The following is a 16,948-nucleotide window of genomic DNA, read 5'->3' as shown; positions in this document are numbered from 1 at the left end:
TAGTCAAAAGTTAAAAGTATTGCCAGAAACAGTATTATTTCCGCCTTTAATGATTATCCCTTTATAGTTTTCAATAGTTTGAGTCAATTGCGGTTGAGCTTCTTTAGCCAATGCTTCAACAGCTTGAGCAATTTCAGGATCTTTCTTTGCCGCTTCCTCTACTTGCTGCCCAATGAGATAAGCTTGACCATAATCTAAAGGTTGTGTTTTAGCCTGTTCGATAACCTTCGCCGTGCTAGGTTCCTTGCGTTTCAGCAGAACTAACAACTTTTCACCTTCATCCCAAGCCTTTTCGCCGATGATTTCACCAGTTTTTTCAAAGGCTTTGATGATTACCAAAGTTGCGATCGCACCTGCTGTGAGTGATACTGGCTCCATAAGTTTGCCAAATTACACGATATTTTACTTAATGGCTCTCAGTTTAACAGCCTCTAAACACGTAATGGAGAGCAAATAATAGAATAAATTATAAAACAAATTAAGGGACGACTCCAACAGGTGAAATCGTCCCTTTAAACTTATAAAAGTGAAATATTCCCTATCTACTTACCCTTGCAGGTTCAACCCACTCATCCCAAGAGCTATCGTAGCCATCATAAGTAATTTTATAAAGATCGTTACTAACTTCTAAAACCTGCCCTGCATACCATTTTCCCTTCCACAAAATTCTCACTGCATCTCCAACTTGAAATGATGCCCGAAAGCGTCTACTGCCAACCCATTCATTCCAAGAACTATCATAACCATCGTAGGTAATATAGCACTTATCATCATTAACCTTAAGTACCGTTGCCGGATACCATGATTGCTTCCAAAGAACCTCAGCCTTTTGTCCCACAGAACAGGGTGAAGCCGCAAAAGCACCGGGAATTAATGTTCCTACCCAAGTTGCCATAAAGATGGCACCAAACAATACTTTATTTTTCATGATTATTTCTATCCTCAAACAGTAAAACGGAATTTTGATGATGATTTATAGAAATCTACTTCAAAATTTGCAACTAACTGTTACTATTTTTGTGGGATTTGTTTAGCGATCGCCTCAGCAAAAATTAGGAATTTTCACCACGATATGTGAAGGTACTACCCCAGGATTCTAAGATCCCCGACTTCTTCGAGAAGTCGGGGATCTAGTTATTCGTAGTCATACTGAAGCTCAACTTTACAATTTATTGATATTTTTTAAAATATTGGCTCTAAATCTAATTTCATATATTCCCAGCAAACACGCTGCCAGCAGCAAAGGTAAAAAGTAGTATATTCCCCGATAAGCTAACAATGACCCCAAAACTGCCACCGCCGAAATTTTATCAGAGAGAAACAGCAACATCACGGTTTCAAAAACACCCAAACCGCCAGGAATATTACTAACAACACCTGCAAACATTCCTAGTAAATAAATTCCTAAAAAATCTAGATAAGACAAAGGTGTATTGCTAGGAAGTATTACGTAAAGAACCAACGCAGCCAGAATCCAGTCAAAGCTAGAAATTGCAATTTGAGCTAGAGATATTGGCAAGGAAGGAAAGCGAAATTCTTGTCCGCGAATTATTAATGGTTGTCTAATTAAAATACTTCCCAATAAGTAAATAGCAATCAACAGCAAAAAAATTACACCGATGGGACGTACTGTTGCAAAAGGCAAATGTAATTGTGTGGGAATTGTCAAAGGGTTGATGACAAATATTAACCCAGCAACGGCAAACATCCCCAACCAAAAGGTAAAATTGGCGAAAGCAATTACTTGAGCGATCGCAACTGCTGAGACTCCCCAACTAGCATAAAATCGATAACGGATAGCACTGCCAGTCAGCAAGGCAAAACCGATAGTATTACTAAATGCAGAGCTAATAAAGTTAGTGAAAGCGATCTTATTCCAACTTAAAGAACGATTAATGTAGTTAAAACCTAAGATATCGTACCCAATCATCACTAGATAACCCAAAGCTGTCAGCCAAATTGCCCAACTTAAACGGCTTTTGGGAATAGCAGCTAGAGAGTTGAGGATATCACGATAATTATACTGACGTAATTCGCTAGCGATCGCCCACAAGGAAAGCACTAGCAGTAACAAGCCAAACAAAGAACTGAAATTGAGTTGCAGCTTTTTAAGCATCGTGAAGAAACTTATCCTAACTCTTGACTTTTAATTTACACCAGTCGCAAAGTTTCCATCCTGTTGACACAGCATTGACATATCACTTGCATAAGCTTTTGAAGGCAAGCACCGAATACCCAATAATGACCTGTTTAACCAATGCCTTTCAAAGATGAACTACAAACAATCTAAAATTCTCTTGCTATTTTCAGTATTAACCCTAGTTGGCTGTAATTTCTCCCAAGGTGTTATCGCAAAAGCACCGCAACAACAAGATTTACAAACAACGCCTTCCGTTCTTCTCAGCCAGCGCAATACTAGCAACTCAGCGACTCTCCTAACCTACAAAATTGAAACCTACGATAGTCAAGTAATGGGTGCAAGTCGCACTTATGGCGTTTCTTTACCTCCTGGCTATGAGCAAAACCCAAAACAAAGGTATCCTGTAATCTTTCTCCTCCACGGTGGACACGGAAGCCCCACTGATTGGTTTAATCAGAGTAAGGGAAAAGCTCTCAAGACAGTAGAACAACTTTATACTACAGGTAAGTTGCCACCCAGCATCATCATTACACCAGATGGCAACGACAAACGTGGCTCTAGTCCCTATCGAGATCCCGAATATATCGATGGCCCTAACGGTAAAGTCTCTACAGCCATAGGCGATGAGTTAGTAAAAGTTGTGCAAAACCGTTATCGGACAATAAATAATCCAAATTTTTGGGCGATAGGTGGTTTATCTTCTGGTGGTTGGGGAGCAGTCAATGTGGGATTACACAATCTGGAGCATTTCTCAATTTTATTTAGTCATAGTGGTTATTTTAATGATAAAAGTGGTCCAGCAAATAGCCCAATATCTTATATCAAAACCATTCCTCCACAAGCTCAAAAAAGGTTAAAAATCTACCTGGATTCTGGTACATCAGATATTGATGAAATTGCCGAAGCCGATCGATTTAGTAAAGTCCTAAATAAACTGAAAATTCATAATTCGTTTCGTCAATTTCCTGGCAGTCACACTTGGAAATACTGGCGCGAACATTTAGCAAATTCATTAGTATTTGTCGGCGAACAATTTAGAGCTTCTGAGACAGCAAGGATGGCTGATAATTTAACTATTAATCAAAGGAAAAAGACTAAAAATAATTAAAACCATTATTAGAAATAATCCAATTCTACAAAACGTTGATATTTTCATATCAATGTGAAAAACTCTAGTGCAATTTTTCAGCAGATTAATTATAGTAAGTTCTAATGGAGGTGATTTTTTTAATCGCTAAAAGAATATGAAGATTTATAAATGGTTAATTAGCTTGGTAGGAGCGATCGCACTCTTAACTAGCGCTGGTTATTATTATGTATTCATCTTAGGTGCGCCACAACTAGACCCACCCCAAGAAGAGACAAATACTGGGCTAAAGTTTCAATTAGCAACCTTCAACTCCCAAGCAATGGGTGCAGTCCGTAACTACGGCGTGATTTTGCCCCCTAGTTATAGCAAAAATCCACAAAAGCGCTACCCTGTGATATTCTTACTACACGGTGGTCATGATGATGCTCGGGCTTATGCTGATAAATATGCACTTTTAGATGTATTGCATGAACTTTATCAAAGCCGAAAATTACCGCCATCGATTGTGATTACACCTGATGGTAATGATAATCGCGGTTCTAGTCCTTTGTACGATCCTGATTATTTTGATGGGCTGAATGGCAAAGTGGGAACTTTGATTGGATCAGAATTAGTACAAGTTGTCAAGTCGCGCTACCGGACTTTAGAAGAACCCCAGTTTTGGGCGCTGGGAGGTCTATCTTCTGGGGGATGGGGTGCATTTAATATTGGATTACGCTATTTCAAGAACTTCCAGATTTTGTTTAGCCATAGCGGTTACTTTACTGATGAGAGCGGTTCACAAAATAGTCCTCAACAAATTGTGCAACAGCTACCAGTTCAAGATAGGAAGCGATTGCGTGTTTATCTAGATGCAGGTGTGAATGATATTAATTTGCTAGCTTCTACCAAAACCTTCAACGAAACCTTAAATAAATTAGGCATTGCTCACGTATTTTATGCATTTCCTGGAGGTCATGGTTTGTCTGGTGCAGATGTAGGTTGGAACTACTTTCACAAACATCTTAAGAATTCACTCTCCTATGTCGGAGAACAGTTTAAAAAGTCAGGAGTTAGGAGTTAAGAGTTTTAACTCCGAAACAAATGATAAATGACAAATGACAAATGACAAATGACAAATGACTAATAATTTAAAAACTCGGATTGGACTTTGGAGTGCAGCTTTCCTAACAGGTTTAGTCGGAGTAGTAAATTTATTATCAGCAGTGACACCTAACCTGTATGGACGAACTCACTGGTTAAAGGAATTTTTACCATTTGAAATTCGTGCCAGTGGTCATATATTTGCAGCATTAACCGGGTTTGTTTTACTAACACTTGCGACTAATTTATTACGCCGAAAAAGAATCGCCTGGTTACTGACCATTACTTTACTAGTAATTTCTATTTGCAGCCACTTGCTGAAGGGACTGGACTATGAAGAAAGTCTACTCTCTGGAGTTTTGCTAGTGCAATTAATCTTGATGCGCCATTTTTTCACAGCGCAATCAGACCGTCCTTCTATTGCACAGGGAGTTAGAGTGCTGATTGGCGCTTTATTATTTACCTTGGCATACGGAACTATAGGATTTTACTTATTAGATGGCAAATTTTCAGAGAATTTTAATTGGCGTGAAGCCATAGTTCAGACTTTAGCGATGTTCTTCACCGAGGATAATTGGGGACTGCAACCAAAGAGCCGATTTGGAGAATTTTTTGCTAATTCTATCTATATTATTGCCGCCGGTACTGTTACTTATGCAATGATAATGCTCTTGCAACCTGTGTTTTGGCGGAATCTCGCAACTACAAATGAGCGAAGAAAAGTTACAGAAATCGTCGAGCAATATGGATGTTCTTCTTTAGCAGCGCTCACACTCTTAAATGATAAAAGTTATTATTTCAGTCCTTCGGGTAATAGTGTAATTGCTTATGTTCCCAAAGGACGCGGTGCGATCGCATTAGGAGATCCCATCGGCCCCATTGAAGACCGCAAAGAGACAATTATTGCTTTCTGGCAGTTTTGCCAGCGCAATGATTGGTATCCAGGCTTTTACCAAACTATGCCCGATGATGTCGAGCTTTACAAATCATTGGGGTTTAAGGTACTCAAGATTGGAGAAGAAGCGATCGTTGATTTAAAAAGTTTTACGTTACAAGGTAAAGCCGGTAAAAACTTTAGACCATCAATCAGTCGTTTAACTAAACTAGGCTACCAAATCGAATTTTACCAACCACCCATCGCTAATGATTTATTGCACCAACTCAAACCTGTGAGTGATGAATGGCTGAAGATGGTACAAGGTTCAGAAAAACAATTTTCTTTGGGTTGGTTTGATGAAGCTTACCTGCGAGAGTGCGAGATTGCTGTGGTGCATAATCCTGAAGGTCAGATTAGCGCCTTTGCCAACATTATCCGCGAGTACCAACTTAACGAAGCGACTATTGACATGATGCGACATCGCTCATCTCTTGAAAATGGCACAATGGACTTTCTCTTTATTTCCCTGCTCCAGCATTTTAAAGAGGGTGGTTACGACAGCTTTAATTTCGGTCTTTCTGCACTAGCAGGAGTTGGAGACAACCCCGAATCGCGCCGCTTGGAAAAAGTGTTGCACTATCTTTACGACCATTTGAATCGCTTCTACAATTTCAAGGGACTACACGCCTACAGAGAGAAGTTTCGCCCCCGTTGGGAACCGCGTTACTTGGTTTACCCCAGTTTAGCCAGCTTACCAGATGTAGTTGTAGCATTAATTCGCGCAGATTCAGGCGATCGCCTCTTCGATTATTTCAAACCCGGAGCCTAAATCTAGACTCAAAACTACGTTAGCGCAGCGTTAGCGAGTCTTCTCCCAAGGGGAGACGCGAGCGTCATTACGAATTACGAATTATTTCTCCCTATACCCCCCAGCGTAGTCAATCACACAGATTGTTCTATATGATTTGTGAGTTCCATAAGCAACACCAGAGACTTTAAAAGCGCCGTTGAAAATATTTTTTCGATGGCCGCGATCGCGCACACCATCATCAATAATTAATTGCATGACAATATCTTGAGCGCTGTTTGGCCCATAACTGATATTTTCCCCTGCGGTTGTTTGCCATGTACCATAGCGGTTGATGCGAGTAAATGGGTTGCTACCATCGCTACCATCATGACCTATAGCACCTTTTGGGCCTTGGTCTTTTACGTGGTCTTTTGCTCCTAAAGACATACCTTTAGATGCACTCAACGCTCCCATAGGACGTGCTGATTTGAGAAATGCGATCGCTTCATCAACTGCCTTAACTCCTTCTTGAGTTCGCAAATAGGTATTATTAGAAATTTTGACTCGGTTCCCCTCAAAGCGCTTTCTATAGTTTTCCATAATTGGAAGGTATGCTTTCGGATTTATTCTTACTTTATTTGTTTCAACAATTACCTGTTGTTCTAATGGTGAAAGGTAACTCGCCTTTGCTAATAAAGTTGGACTAGTTTGTACTGCTGGATTAGGGTTGGCTACAGACGGGTTAGATTGAAACAGTTGATCTGAGCAGCCGAATATTAGGGCAATTGGCAAAAATACCCAAAATTTCATGCGACGCATCTATTACCTCACAATTTTTCTATGGATTAATTTAGTGAATTAGAAGAAATAAGAATTTTCAACGCACAGATAAGTCTGTAGACGCTTCTGCCCTTAGAAACAATATCAGGACTTAAGTAGGTTCGCTAAAGAAAGCGCAGATTAACGCGCCAATAATATTGATATTGATAAAGTTGCGATTGCCTTTGTTCCTAAAGTGTTATAAATCTATCACTTAACACCTGTTGTAACATTACAAACACTAAAACGTAAATAACCACAAAAATCTTTTTTATACTTTCAGAAACCAGCGTTGCCGATACATCAGAAAACCAACAGCCCACCACAACAACACGGTGACTAAGGCAAATAGCAGGGAACCATTCAGCATTCCCGCCCAAGATGCAAAAAAGTTCTGGTAAATCCAATTGTAGGTACTGGGAGCGTCTTTGCCAGTGCCAATAGTGGTTTTGACTAAAATTTTAATCAACAAAACCGATGCAACGAAAAGAGCGATCGCATTTAAGCCCATAATTTCAAAAGGTTTACTCCAGCGACGCATCAGCCGTACTTCGATAAATTCATAACAAGCTGCTAGCAATAGTAACGCCCAACCTGTTGTAAATACTACATAAGAACTTGTCCACAGCTTTTTGTTAATTGGGAATGTCAACCCCCACGCCCAACTGATAATTAAGCAACCGACTCCGAATAATGCTAAACCGATACTTGTACGTGACTGTACAGGTTGAGTGCGTATCCATTGACCAGTGAAGTAGCCAGCGAGGACGCTTACTATGGCGGGAATAGTACTGAAAAGTCCTTCTGGATCTCCCATAAAGTTGAAACCATCACCTTTATATAAATGTGCTTTGGGAATAATCAGGCGGTCAACATAAGCGCCAAAATTACCTTCTCGCGTCAAAACTCCTGCACCATATTCTGGCACTGCGACATACATCATCATTAGCCAGTAGCCAATGAGTAGCACTGCTGCTAGTATCCATTGACCTTTGCGCGGAAGGTTGAGAACAACTAGGGAAGCCAGCAGATAGGTAAGGCTGATGCGCTGCAACACTCCCATAATGCGGATGCTATTCAAATCAAAAGTCCAAATACCCTGATTCCAAAAGCCATTTAGTAGCAATCCCAAGGCAAAGAGAATAGCGGCGCGGCGCAATATCCGCCAGTAAACAGCTGAGGTTGGTTTATTGCTTTCAGTGTATTTTGACAGCGAGAAAGTCATTGCTACACCGACAATGAAGAGAAAGAAAGGAAATACCAAGTCCGTTGGTGTGCAGCCGTGCCAATCGGCGTGGGCTAAGGGAGGATATACATCATCTGCGACACTCGCCATATTGACGAGAATCATTCCAGCGATGGTAATGCCACGAAAAACATCGAGTGAAGTCAGGCGCATAGACGAAATTTGGTGTTAGAGAGTATTTAAGTTACCCCGGTTGATGAAGGTAATCAAGCAAAATTTATCGGTATACTTACTGAATATAGTTTTTCATCAAGGTTCCTGGAACCGTTTGGATTTCTGCCCATACTAGATTGTACGAAACTAGAAGTACGCGATCGCACCTAAGCCCCAGTTTTCGCTATCCAAAAAGGATTAGTAGCACCAGAACTGTTAATAAACTAGATATACTCAAATTTCAGCCAATCTATGGTTATTTAAGTGTAAATGCAGTTGTCTTGTCACTAAAGTTAGTATAAATTGCTATAAACAAACCTGTGATTAAAAAACAGCTAACTTTATTCAAGGCGTGTGTGCTTATATAACAACTAAAAATATTGCGGTTTTGTCTCATTAGATAAAAGGTTTAATACCGATTTAATTAGGGTATGAAAGCGAATGTATAGTCATTCACTTTCTATTTTGTTATGCACGAAAAATACTAGTTAGCTAAATCTAACAAATTATATTTAAGGATAATAATTATGATAATTCTGCCAGAAAATCATCATCATAACACCAGAAATAAATCTCATAAAAAAATACTCAAAGCAAGCACAAATATTGTTTTCATAGATCCAAAAGTTATAGATTACCAAAGCTTGATGGCTGGTATCACGCTCGGCAGTGAAGTCATTATTCTTGATGCTAATAAAGATGGTTTAGCACAAATCACCGAGTTTCTAGCAAAACGCGAATCAAATTCAGTTCAATCAATTCATATTGTTTCCCACGGAAGCACGGGAAGTTTACAACTAGGGTCAAGCAGCCTCAATCTTAGCAACCTGGACAGCTACAAAAATCAGTTACAAAAGTGGAGAAGTGCTTTAACTGATAAAGCTGACATCCTACTTTATGGCTGTGATGTAGCCAGTGGTGAAGGCGCAAAATTTGTACAGCAAATTAGCCAAATTACTGGAGCAGATGTTGCCGCTTCTACTGGCAAAACCGGAAGTGCAGCTTTAGGTGGCGACTGGGATTTAGAAGTGAAGACAGGGAAAATTGAGGCTTCCCTGGCATTTAAACCGGAAGTAATACAGGCTTACCAATCGATTTTACCAGCTAGTTTTACTGGTATATATTCTCAAAACTTCAACACATTAAATACTTCTGGAACACCGGCTTGGGTTAATGATTCAACTATTTCCGGCTGGTATTCCACAAGAACAACTTACAGCCTTGGTTCTGGCACTAATAATACAGGTGGATTGTACAGTTTTGGTACAACCACAGACCGCGCACTTGGTTCTGTAGCTTCCGCTGCTACAGGAAGTATTTATTATGGATTGCGCCTCCAAAATAATACAGGTTCACCAATTACGAAGTTGCAAGTAAATTATACGGGTGAGCAATGGCGTAATGGTGGTAATACATCGCAGCAACAGCTGAAGTTCAGTTATCAAACTGGGTCAACTCTCACAAATTTAACAACAGGAACATGGACACCTGTGACATCGCTAGATTTCACCGGGCCAATTGCAACTGCAACCGTAGGTTCCCTGAATGGTAATCAAATTGCCAATCGAACTGTCATAGCGCCTGTAATATTTAACCTGGCTACCCCAATAGCTAACGGTGAAGAGATTATATTGCGTTGGGAAGATATAGATGATGGAGGGAACGATCATGGTCTAGCAATTGACGATGTATCTGTCAAAGTAGATGGCACAATCTATATAGTTACTAACACCAATGATAGCGGTGTTGGCTCCTTAAGACAAGCTATTATCAATGCCAATAATGATCCAGGGATTGAGACAATCCTCTTTGATACGACTGGAATATTTGGTGATGCTACCCCTGACACCATTACCCTTACTTCTGGGGAATTGAGTGTTTCTCAAGCAGTGATTATTCAAGGAACTGGGGCTAATAAACTTACCATCAGTGGTAACAATACTTCCCGTGTTTTTAATGCCACTGCCCCCCTCTCAATTGATGGGTTAAACATCACTGGGGGAAATTCAGCTAGTAGTAACGGTGGCGGCATCTCCAGCAACAGTATTGTCACAGTCAGCAATAGTACTTTTTATGGCAACACTACGAACAGCAATGGCGGCGGCATTTTTAGTACCAGTAGTGTCATAGTCAGCGATAGCAGTATTTTTGGTAACATAGCGAACCTTGGGGGAGGCATCTACAGCACCAATGTCACAGTTAACAATAGTACTCTTTCTGGCAATACTGCTAACAGCAATGGCGGCGGCATTTTCAGTAACGCTAGTAACGGTAGTGTCATCATCAGCAATAGCACTATTTCTAGCAATACAGCAAAAACTCATGGTGGTGGCATTTACAGCACCAATAATACCACAGTCAGCAATAGCACTATTTTTGGCAACGCTGCTGATAGTGATAACAATACTCAAGGTGATGGTGGCGGCATTTATAAATCTGGGAGTACGGCGAACATCAGCAATAGCATCATTGCTGGCAATATTGACCCAGGCAATCAAGGAGTCGATGTCTTTGGTAATAACTTCAATGGTAACGCTTACAACCTGATTGGTAAAATTGCTGGTATATCTGGGACTCTGGGCACGGGTACAGATATTATTAATCCCAACCCCGGACTCAAACCATTAGGAGATTACGGTGGTTCGACACTAACTCATGCTCTATACTTTAACAGTCCTGCCAGAAATGCTGGTAATCCCACTTACAATGGTGGCTTAACTACCGACCAACGCGGTACAGATTTTAACCGTGTTGAAAGCGGGAGAATTGACATTGGAGCATTTGAATATGTGCTTCCAAAAGTCAACTTTGGTGCTGCTACATACAATACAACAGAAGATAGTACCGCCACTACAGTAACTATTTCTGTTACCTTAGATGCCTCTCCCGAAACTGCTGTCACAGTTCCTATTGTTGTAAAAAATAGTAGCACGGCTACCAGTGGCAACGATTACACTTTTTCCCCCGCTACCATTTCCTTTACTGCTGAGGCGACAGGCTCAAATTTAACACAGCTAATTACTTTTACTATTAACCCAGACGATTTACCTGAGAATGCAGAAACAGTTGTACTCAACTTCGGCACGCCAACAGGGGCTGATTTGGGGACAATAACTGAAACTACTCTAAATATTGCTGCTAATGATGCGATTCAATATGGAATTTCTACCGCCACCTCAAGTTTAAATGAAGGTAATAACGGGACTCAAGCTGTTAGCTTTACGGTTACTCGCAGTGGTGGTGTTGGCGTAGCTAGCACCGTAGATTATGCTTTTGGCGGTACGGCAACTTTTGGCAGTGACTATAACAATATTCAAGTGACGGGTGGAGGAACTGCTGCATCTGGGACTTTAAGCTTCGCTGTTGGGGAAACCACAAAAACAATTACAGTCGATGTTTTGGGTGACAATACATTTGAACTCAATGAAGGCATTACTGTTAACCTGAGTAACCCCAACCTCACAGCTGCACCGGCAAATTCTACAATTACTAACAGTTCAGCGACAGTAAACATTATTAATGATGATAGCCAACCAACTATCAGCATCTCGGATGTCTCAGTTACTGAAGGGAATACAGGTACAACAACTAACGCTAACTTTACTATCAGTCTCTCCAATCCTAGTTCACAGCAGATTACTGTAAATTACAACACGAGTGATGGCACTGCTAATGCTGCTGATTCTGATTATAATTCTCCTCAAGGTACGATTACTTTCAATCCCGGTGAAACGAGTAAAACCCTTAGCATTGGTGTTGTAGGGGATAACAAATTTGAAACCGACGAGACATTTTCCGTCAATCTTTTAGCTCCAACAAATGCCGCGATCGCAGATAATTTAGGTGTTGCTACTATCATCAATGATGACAGTCAACCAACGATCGCTATCTCAGATGTTTCAGTTGGCGAAGGCAATACAAGCACAACAACTAATGCTAACTTTACTATCAGTCTCTCCAATGCCAGTTATCAGCAGATTACCGTAAATTACAACACGAGTGATAGCACTGCTCAAGTTGGTGACTCTGATTACAATTCGGCTTCAGGGACAATTACTTTTAATCCTGGGGAAACTAGCAAAGTTATTAGTATTGGTGTCATCGGTGATAACAAAGCTGAAACCAACGAAACATTTTCTGTCAATCTTTTAAGTGCGACAAATGCTGCGATCGCAGATAATTTAGGAGTTGGTACTATCGTTGATGATGACAACCAACCAACTATCAGTATCTCGGATGTTTCAGTTAACGAAGGCAACACAAGTACAACAACTAACGCTAACTTTACTATCAGTCTCTCCAATCCTAGTTCTCAGCAGGTTAGTGTAAATTTCAACACAAATGATGGCACTGCTCAAGTTGCTGACTCTGATTACAATTTTACTCAGGGAACGATTATTTTCGCTCCTGGTGAAACTAGTAAAGTTATTAGTATTGGTGTCATCGGCGATAACAAATTTGAAACTGACGAGACATTTTCTGTCAATCTTTTGGGTGCAAGCAATGCTGCGATCGCAGATAATTTAGGTGTTGCTACCATTATCAATGATGATAATCAACCAACTATCAACATCTCGGATGTTTCAGTTAGTGAAGGCAACACAGGTACAACAACTAACGCTAACTTTACTATTAGTCTCTCCAATCCTAGTTCTCAGCAGGTTAGTGTAAATTTCAACACAAATGATGGCACTGCTCAAGTTGCTGACTCTGATTACAATTTTACTCAGGGAACGATTATTTTCAATCCTGGTGAAACTAGTAAAGTTATTAATATTGGTGTCATCGGTGATAATCAATTTGAAACTGACGAGACATTTTCTGTCAATCTTTCGGGTGCAACAAACGCCGCGATCGCAGATAGTTTAGGAGTTGCTACCATTATCAATGATGATAATCAACCAACTATCAATATTTCAGATGTTTCAGTTACCGAAGGCAACACAGGTACAACCACTAACGCTAACTTTACTATCAGTCTCTCCAATCCTAGTTCTCAGCAGGTTAGTGTAAATTTCAACACAAATGATGGCACTGCTCAAGTTGCTGACTCTGATTACAATTTTACTCAGGGGACGATTACTTTCAATCCTGGTGAAACTAGTAAAACTCTTAATATTGGTGTCATCGGTGATAATCAAACTGAAACTGACGAGACATTTTCTGTCAATCTTTCGGGTGCAAGCAATGCTGCGATCGCAGATAGTTTAGGTATTGGTAATATCATTGATGATGACAACCAAACAACGATCGGTATCTCGGATGTCTCAGTTGTTGAAGGTAACACAGGCACAACAACTAATGCTAACTTTACCGTCACTCTCTCTGCACCCAGTTTTCAGCAGGTTACTGTAAATTACAACACCAGTGATGGTACTGCTAAAGTTTCTGACTCGGATTACAACCCTGCTTCTGGGGCGATCGTTTTCAATCCTGGCGAAACTAGCAAAACTCTTAGTATTGGTGTCATCGGCGATAATAAAGCTGAAAATAACGAGACATTTTCTGTCAATCTCTTCGGTGCTATAAACACTACGATTACTGATAGCTTAGGAGTGGCTACTATTACAAATGATGATCAGCCTCCAGCTATTAGCATTGCAGATGTATCAGTCAAAGAAGGCACAACAGGGATGATAACTAATGCTAATTTTGTCGTTACTCTCTCTAATGAATTCTCTCAACGGGTGATTGTAAATTACAGTACGAGTGATGGTAGTGCCAAAGAATCTGACTCGGATTACAACTTTGGATTGGGGACAGTTATTTTCAACGCTGGCGAAACCAGCAAAGTTATTAGTATTGGCGTTAGAGGTGATAATAAAGTTGAACCCAATGAAACATTTTTTGTCAATATCTATGGTGCTGCAAACGCCATATTTAACAATAATCAAGGAGTTGGCACAATCAAGAATGATGACTAACTACCAAGCTTTTTCCTTTTAATAAGGCATTTCGCATTAACTAAGTGCTGTAGCAATTAGCTAGACTTAAATATAAGGTAAAATTTTGTTAAGTCTTTACCACTACTTGTTATGCCAATCAAAGTTGGAGATACAGCTCCTAATTTCACTCTACCTGCTCAAAACGGATCGACAGTTAGCCTCCAAGATTTTCGCGGCAAAAAGGCTGTTATCCTATATTTTTATCCCAAAGATGACACGCCTGGATGTACTGCTGAATCCTGCGCCTTTCGCGATCAATATGAAGTGTTTAAAACTGCTGGTGCTGAAGTTGTTGGCGTAAGTGCTGACTCAAGCGAATCTCACCAGCGATTTGCTGCGAAATACAATCTACCTTTTACTTTGTTAACTGACAAAAGCGACCAAGTGCGTAAGCTATATGGCGCAACAGCAGCCTTTGGCTTGTTCCCTGGTCGCGTTACTTACGTTATTGACCAACAGGGAGTTGTGCAATACGTGTTTGATTCAATGTTTAATTTTAAAGGTCACGTCGAGGAAGCGTTGAAAACTTTGCAACAGCTTGCGAAATGAGGGAATGGTCATTGGGCGTTAGGAGTGCTGAGTGCTGAGTTAGGAGTTAGGAGTTAGGACTTTTGTTTATCTCCTTGTCTCCCTTGTCTCCCTTGTCTCCCTCATCTCCCTTCATCCCCAGTCCCTATTTACTCGAATGCGACTTTTCCGGCATGACAATATTAGCGTGGCTTGCCTTGCCATTCTTGCCGTTAGTGTGTCCGTTACCATTGCGGGGATGGATTACACCATAACCGCCGTGGTTACGTTCGTAAATTACATTAATCTCTCCAGTTTCAGAATTGTGGAACATATAAAAGTCGTGTCCCACTAGTTGCAGTTGTTCCAGGGCTTCTGCAAGGGTCATTGGCGGCATGGAAAAATACTTGGTGCGGACGACTTCGTTGGGCAATTCGGGGGTGCGATCGCCAATTAAATCTGTGACTACCAACTCTTCAACAACTGTTTCTGTTGGTAGAGTATGAGTTTTCTGATCTTGACGACGTTCTTTGTATTTCCGCAGTTGACGGGCAATTTTATCTGCAACTAAGTCAATGCTGGCATACAGGCTTTCGCTGCTTTCCTCGGCACGAATAATGCTACCATTAGCATAAATAGTTACTTCAGCCGCTTGTCTAGTATTAATTCGGGGATTCCGGGCGACGCTAAGATGCACATCCACTTCATTTGTAATGCTCTGAAAGTGACTAACTGCTTTTTCAATCTTTTGATGTACATACTCACGAATCGCATCGGTGATTTCAATATTTTTGCCGTGGATGACAAGCTTCATGTAATACTCTCCCACTGAATATTTGGATGTGTGAATTTGCTTTGTATGAAAAGAAGTTGCGGTAAGTTTTATTACTTCCGCCAAAACAAATTGTGAACTATATTGTATCTACTGCTGGTAAGCTGTCTCTCAGCTTGCTGCATCTGAGTTGTTGTCAAGTATAACCTTGATTGACCTCCTCATCTCTGCGCTGGTATCCAATTGGATATCCACTTAGAACTCTTGAGTAAGGGAATCTAATTGTAGCTCCTACGACTACCTTTTCCTTTAAAAGAACGCCTACAGAACTGTTGATAGTTGCTCCTTCTGTGTTCGATTGAGGTTTGCTTGCTGTTGTTTAAGAATACAAGGCTTTGTGGAAGTTTGATTCTGTTTGAAATGCAAGCAATGTTATAAGAGTCATCAGCCAATCCATTCGTTCTTATCGTCTTGGCATGATGCTTATTACAGAGAATTCCTCCTAAAACCTATTGAGGTTAATATTCAAACTAGCACTTTGTATTTTCTAATGCAGGTTCCCTTGACTTTCCTTTAAAATCCTTTGCAAAACTTGACAATTTTTGATTCTAATTCTGTAACTTGAAATATATTTAGTTCTTTATACGGTTGATTTTTGGCATGATCCATAGTAGATATCCACATAAAAACCTTTGTTTGTTTTATAATCAAGGATTAATGCCTTACTTGGAAGCTCATCGATGGCAGCGATCGCTTCTAACTGAGCGCATTCATGATCCCAGTCTAGATGACGTGTTAATTTTGCTAGAACATCCACCTGTCTATACTCTGGGACAAGGAAGCAACTTAGATTTTCTCAAATTTGATATTGACAAAGGTGAGTATGATGTGCATCGAGTTGAACGAGGCGGCGAGGTTACTTACCATTGTCCCGGACAACTGGTGGGCTATCCAATTTTAAATCTGCAACGTTATCGTAAAGACCTCCATTGGTATTTACGGCAACTCGAAGAAGTAATAATTCGCGTATTGGCAGTTTATGGATTGGAAGGAGAAAGAATTCCGGCTTTTACTGGCGTTTGGTTGCAAGGGCGAAAAGTTGCGGCTATTGGGATTAAAGTCAGCCGTTGGATTACTATGCATGGCTTTGCGTTAAATGTTTGTCCAGAGATGACAGGCTTTGAGCGCATTGTACCCTGCGGTATTTCTGACAAACCTGTAGGCAGTTTAGCCCAATGGATTCCAGGTATCACCTGCCAAGAAGTGCGTTTTTATATAGCACAATCTTTTGCAGAAGTCTTTGGCGTGGAATTAGTAGAATCTCAGCCCCAAGAATTTTTCCGGTCTGAGTAAATTCAGCTTGTAATTATGTAATAAATACTATAGCAGTCCTATATAAATTGTGAGACACTTATGAGAGTAGTCCATATTTAATAGTATAAAAATAATTATTTAATACCCATTTTAAAAAATAATGTGACAGATACAAACCTAGAAAGCCAGATTAAATCAGACATTTTTAATTT

Annotated in this window: 12 protein-coding genes; 6 read left to right on the top strand and 6 right to left on the bottom strand. The window is 40.3% G+C overall.

Annotated elements, in window-relative coordinates; translation table 11 throughout:
* Window positions 1–3: 3 nt before the first annotated feature.
* From HWQ37_RS19890 to HWQ37_RS19880, 3 genes are all read right to left on the bottom strand, one after another.
* Window positions 4–378 (bottom strand): hypothetical protein, encoded by a 375-nt coding sequence (locus HWQ37_RS19890; protein ID WP_292750010.1) that lies wholly within the window; start codon window positions 376–378, stop codon window positions 4–6.
* A gap of 160 nt (window positions 379–538) precedes the next feature.
* Window positions 539–928, bottom strand: coding sequence for an agenet domain-containing protein (locus tag HWQ37_RS19885; RefSeq protein ID WP_292750008.1), 390 nt, complete (start codon window positions 926–928; stop codon window positions 539–541).
* A gap of 234 nt (window positions 929–1,162) precedes the next feature.
* Window positions 1,163–2,116, bottom strand: coding sequence for a lysylphosphatidylglycerol synthase domain-containing protein (locus HWQ37_RS19880; protein WP_292750006.1), 954 nt, complete (start codon window positions 2,114–2,116; stop codon window positions 1,163–1,165).
* Between the two features lie 154 nt (window positions 2,117–2,270).
* Here HWQ37_RS19880 and HWQ37_RS19875 point away from each other — a divergent pair, with 154 nt between their 5' ends.
* From HWQ37_RS19875 to HWQ37_RS19865, 3 genes are all read left to right on the top strand, one after another.
* Window positions 2,271–3,248 (top strand): alpha/beta hydrolase, encoded by a 978-nt coding sequence (locus tag HWQ37_RS19875; protein ID WP_292750004.1) that lies wholly within the window; start codon window positions 2,271–2,273, stop codon window positions 3,246–3,248.
* A 136-nt stretch (window positions 3,249–3,384) separates the two neighbouring features.
* Window positions 3,385–4,293: an alpha/beta hydrolase gene (locus HWQ37_RS19870; RefSeq protein WP_292750001.1), complete on the top strand. Its 909-nt coding sequence runs from the start codon at window positions 3,385–3,387 to the stop codon at window positions 4,291–4,293.
* A 55-nt stretch (window positions 4,294–4,348) separates the two neighbouring features.
* Window positions 4,349–6,019, top strand: a complete 1,671-nt coding sequence (locus HWQ37_RS19865; protein WP_292749998.1) for a phosphatidylglycerol lysyltransferase domain-containing protein — start codon at window positions 4,349–4,351, stop codon at window positions 6,017–6,019.
* An 81-nt stretch (window positions 6,020–6,100) separates the two neighbouring features.
* Here HWQ37_RS19865 and HWQ37_RS19860 read toward each other — a convergent pair whose 3' ends face one another.
* Window positions 6,101–6,799, bottom strand: coding sequence for a CAP domain-containing protein (locus HWQ37_RS19860; RefSeq protein ID WP_292749995.1), 699 nt, complete (start codon window positions 6,797–6,799; stop codon window positions 6,101–6,103).
* A 271-nt stretch (window positions 6,800–7,070) separates the two neighbouring features.
* Window positions 7,071–8,198 (bottom strand): acyltransferase family protein, encoded by a 1,128-nt coding sequence (locus HWQ37_RS19855; RefSeq protein WP_292749993.1) that lies wholly within the window; start codon window positions 8,196–8,198, stop codon window positions 7,071–7,073.
* Between the two features lie 527 nt (window positions 8,199–8,725).
* Here HWQ37_RS19855 and HWQ37_RS19850 point away from each other — a divergent pair.
* Both HWQ37_RS19850 and HWQ37_RS19845 read left to right on the top strand, forming a co-directional pair.
* Entirely contained in the window at window positions 8,726–14,122 is a 5,397-nt protein-coding gene (locus HWQ37_RS19850; RefSeq protein ID WP_292749990.1) for a Calx-beta domain-containing protein, read from the top strand.
* A 111-nt stretch (window positions 14,123–14,233) separates the two neighbouring features.
* A complete protein-coding gene (locus HWQ37_RS19845) occupies window positions 14,234–14,692 on the top strand; it encodes a peroxiredoxin (protein ID WP_292749988.1) in 459 nt (152 codons plus the stop codon).
* A gap of 124 nt (window positions 14,693–14,816) precedes the next feature.
* Here the strand turns inward: HWQ37_RS19845 and hpf are convergent, their stop codons facing one another.
* Window positions 14,817–15,464 carry a ribosome hibernation-promoting factor, HPF/YfiA family gene (hpf, locus tag HWQ37_RS19840; RefSeq protein ID WP_292749985.1) on the bottom strand — a complete coding sequence of 216 codons (648 nt, stop codon included), beginning with the start codon at window positions 15,462–15,464 and terminating at the stop codon, window positions 14,817–14,819.
* A gap of 618 nt (window positions 15,465–16,082) precedes the next feature.
* Here hpf and lipB point away from each other — a divergent pair.
* Window positions 16,083–16,775 carry a lipoyl(octanoyl) transferase LipB gene (gene lipB, locus HWQ37_RS19835; protein WP_292749982.1) on the top strand — a complete coding sequence of 231 codons (693 nt, stop codon included), beginning with the start codon at window positions 16,083–16,085 and terminating at the stop codon, window positions 16,773–16,775.
* Window positions 16,776–16,948: the final 173 nt, after the last annotated feature.

This window comes from Nostoc sp. NMS4 (assembly GCF_017115095.1).
Lineage (GTDB): Bacteria > Cyanobacteriota > Cyanobacteriia > Cyanobacteriales > Nostocaceae > Nostoc.
This window is presented reverse-complemented; position numbering and strand designations above follow the sequence as displayed.

Excerpts from the sequence above, each read along its gene's own strand:
- HWQ37_RS19870 (WP_292750001.1), top strand. The coding sequence starts at position 3,385 with ATGAAGATTTATAAATGGTTAATTAGCTTGGTAGGAGCGATCGCACTC.
- HWQ37_RS19885 (WP_292750008.1), bottom strand. The coding sequence starts at position 928 with ATGAAAAATAAAGTATTGTTTGGTGCCATCTTTATGGCAACTTGGGTA.
- HWQ37_RS19890 (WP_292750010.1), bottom strand. The coding sequence starts at position 378 with ATGGAGCCAGTATCACTCACAGCAGGTGCGATCGCAACTTTGGTAATC.
- HWQ37_RS19855 (WP_292749993.1), bottom strand. The coding sequence starts at position 8,198 with ATGCGCCTGACTTCACTCGATGTTTTTCGTGGCATTACCATCGCTGGA.
- HWQ37_RS19850 (WP_292749990.1), top strand. The coding sequence starts at position 8,726 with ATGATAATTCTGCCAGAAAATCATCATCATAACACCAGAAATAAATCT.
- lipB (WP_292749982.1), top strand. The coding sequence starts at position 16,083 with ATGATCCATAGTAGATATCCACATAAAAACCTTTGTTTGTTTTATAAT.
- HWQ37_RS19860 (WP_292749995.1), bottom strand. The coding sequence starts at position 6,799 with ATGCGTCGCATGAAATTTTGGGTATTTTTGCCAATTGCCCTAATATTC.
- HWQ37_RS19880 (WP_292750006.1), bottom strand. The coding sequence starts at position 2,116 with ATGCTTAAAAAGCTGCAACTCAATTTCAGTTCTTTGTTTGGCTTGTTA.
- HWQ37_RS19845 (WP_292749988.1), top strand. The coding sequence starts at position 14,234 with ATGCCAATCAAAGTTGGAGATACAGCTCCTAATTTCACTCTACCTGCT.
- HWQ37_RS19865 (WP_292749998.1), top strand. The coding sequence starts at position 4,349 with ATGACTAATAATTTAAAAACTCGGATTGGACTTTGGAGTGCAGCTTTC.
- hpf (WP_292749985.1), bottom strand. The coding sequence starts at position 15,464 with ATGAAGCTTGTCATCCACGGCAAAAATATTGAAATCACCGATGCGATT.
- HWQ37_RS19875 (WP_292750004.1), top strand. The coding sequence starts at position 2,271 with ATGAACTACAAACAATCTAAAATTCTCTTGCTATTTTCAGTATTAACC.